Below are 2,481 nucleotides of genomic sequence, written 5' to 3'. Positions count from 1 at the left end.
TATACGCCTTAAGTTCTCCTGCTCTCTTTGCATCGTATCATCTTTTATACTTTCAGATATGCCTGCAAACATTTCTGATTTGGATGTAACGCTACTTTGGGACATTAAAACACCGGAAGAAAAGGAATTAGAATACTTATTTCCTTTACTTCCGGATCTGTTCATATTGTTATATAAAGCCGAGTAGGCCTCTATTCTGAAATTTCCTGCCATATTTCTACCTCCTTGTAGAACCATCCTGAAATCCATTTACAAAGGTGACTTACTAAAGATAAGCTAAGTCTTTCAGCAGGATATAATTTCTAGTTTCTCTTTTTATATATCGGTATGCATCCACTTATTATTTATAAAAAATTGCGGAAAGCCCATTATTTTTAGATAATCGGTAATTCACAACAGACAAAACAACTAATTTTATATGATGGGAAGATTGCAAGACTATCACTACTAAAAGTATGAACAGTCTTATTAATTATTCTGTATCCTTTCAATAAGATCCATATAATCTTTGCAGTACTTAGTGTAGACTCCACTTACTGCATCTCTAAAGCGCTCTTTTTCCTTATCAGAAAGATATATTATCTGACATCCGCCCTCTTTTACTCTTTCAAGGGATATCTCTTCTCTCTCCTTCCAAAGCTCTCTTTCATAAAGTGCTGACTCTTTAGCAGAAGATATTATTATTTCTTTTTCTTCGTCTGTCAGTTTATCATAGGTTGTCTGTGATATAAGCTGAAGCTCAGGGATCCTTGTATGCTCATCAACTATGAAATAAGGAGCCACCTTATAATGTTCCATGGACTCATAGCTTGAGAGATTGTTCTCAGCCATATCCACGCGTCCCGTCTGAAGTGCAGAATATACTTCATCAAACATGGTTGCATATGGAGTAGCGCCAAGATCTGTAATAATATCTGACATTATGTCAGACTCCTGGATTCGTATTACCTTCCCACTTAGATCCTCAAGACTGTGTATAGGTTCACTAGAATAGAAATTCCTGACACCTGCATCATACCAGGAAAGCGGAACCATGCCGGTTCCATTAAATGAATCCATTATCTCCTGACCTATATCTCCATCAAGAACTCTCCACATATGATCAGCATCCTCGTAAAGATATGGCATAACAAGGACATTGGCTTCATCATTGTACTCAGTAAGTCCTGACATTGAAGCTCTGATAAAATCGAGTCCGCCTCGTGTTAGTTCCTTTACAAGATCCGGTTCATCTCCAAGCTCTGCATCAGTATAGACTTTTATCTGGATACGCCCTTTTGATTTCTCATGAACAAGATAAGCAAATCTGATAGCTCCAAGAGAAGTCGGATAATCTATGGCCTGATTCTCCGCATACGAAAAGACGTACTTAGGACTTACATCCTTGTACTCATCGCAGATAGTCTGATATTCTAATGCTACCTCTTCGCCTAAATCATCTCTCCCACACCCTGAAATGGTAACACATACAAGTGATAAGGACGCTATAGCAAGTAAAGATCTTTTTATAACCTTTTCCCAAAAATTATTTTGCCCCACAACATTCCCCATTAATATATTTATAAAGAGCCTTTCTCTTATCCTTTAAAATCCTGTCAGTAAGAATATAAGCATGCTTACCATCAGGAATAGAAATAAGGATAAAAGGCCTGTTAATAGTAGTTTTATAATCTTTCCATTTAATAAGCTGATCATGATCCTTGACTCTTATATGCATACCACCATCATCAAAAGTAAGCTCTGTACTTTCAGTAATACTTTCGGCCTGCTTTGCTGATCTTAGATATATGCATAAAGGCTGGATCACAGGAAAAAGAATAAGTCCAAAGACCATTACACCCTTGAAGAAAATATGAGAATCTCCCCACCTGCTTACAATAAGTAATATCATGGCTACTGTAAATATTATATTTACAAGCGCAGTCCACTGACTATATATATTACTCATATTAAAGACAAAAAAATCCCCTGTAGTATTTTTAAATTTAAACTTAAATTCCATATTCCCCCTTTTAACAAGTCAACAAAATATGCTGTCTTATCCCCTTATTACTTTGTTTTCACTTATATGCCATGATGCTGATATACTCATTCTATGCTATTGTCGGTCAAAAGAAAAGTGACTTTCATCCCATAGGATGGCCTATGGGTTTACGTCACAAATATATAACATTAATTATTCTCTATTAACGAGAATATTCCAAAAAAACTTCCTGCCGCTTACTGCAGGAAGTTCTTTTCCCAAAATCAATAGCCGAATAAAGTTGGTATAAAAAGGCTGATCGCAGGGATAAATGTAATGAGAATAAGAGCTATGATCATCATTACATAGAATGGTAACTGAGCCTTAACTACCTTCTCCATAGGTTCTTCAGCAATAGCTGAACCGATGAACAGAACTGCTCCGACAGGTGGAGTCAGAAGTCCGATACCACAGTTAAGTACAAGGAGGATTCCGTACTGAATAGGATCAATACCTAT

At 36.6% G+C, this 2,481-nt stretch carries 4 protein-coding genes; all 4 read right to left on the bottom strand.

Going from position 1 to position 2,481, the window contains the following annotated elements:
- Positions 1 to 213, bottom strand: a 213-nt coding sequence (locus K6G87_RS06805) for a hypothetical protein (protein WP_296835246.1), incomplete at its 3' end; no start/stop codon positions are given.
- A gap of 255 nt (positions 214 to 468) precedes the next feature.
- Entirely contained in the window at positions 469 to 1,539 is a 1,071-nt protein-coding gene (locus K6G87_RS06800) for a TRAP transporter substrate-binding protein (RefSeq protein ID WP_296835244.1), read from the bottom strand.
- Positions 1,526 to 2,002 (bottom strand): hypothetical protein, encoded by a 477-nt coding sequence (locus K6G87_RS06795; protein WP_296835242.1) that lies wholly within the window; start codon positions 2,000 to 2,002, stop codon positions 1,526 to 1,528. Before K6G87_RS06795 ends, K6G87_RS06800 begins: the two co-directional genes overlap by 14 nt.
- Before the next feature lie 245 nt (positions 2,003 to 2,247).
- Positions 2,248 to 2,481, bottom strand: a 234-nt coding sequence (locus K6G87_RS06790) for a TRAP transporter large permease subunit (protein ID WP_296835240.1), incomplete at its 5' end; no start/stop codon positions are given.

The organism is Butyrivibrio sp. (assembly GCF_024699075.1).
Note: the sequence above shows the minus strand (reverse complement) of the source record. Positions and strands in the feature narration are given on the sequence as shown.

Excerpts from the sequence above, each read along its gene's own strand:
- K6G87_RS06795 (WP_296835242.1), bottom strand. The coding sequence starts at position 2,002 with ATGGAATTTAAGTTTAAATTTAAAAATACTACAGGGGATTTTTTTGTC.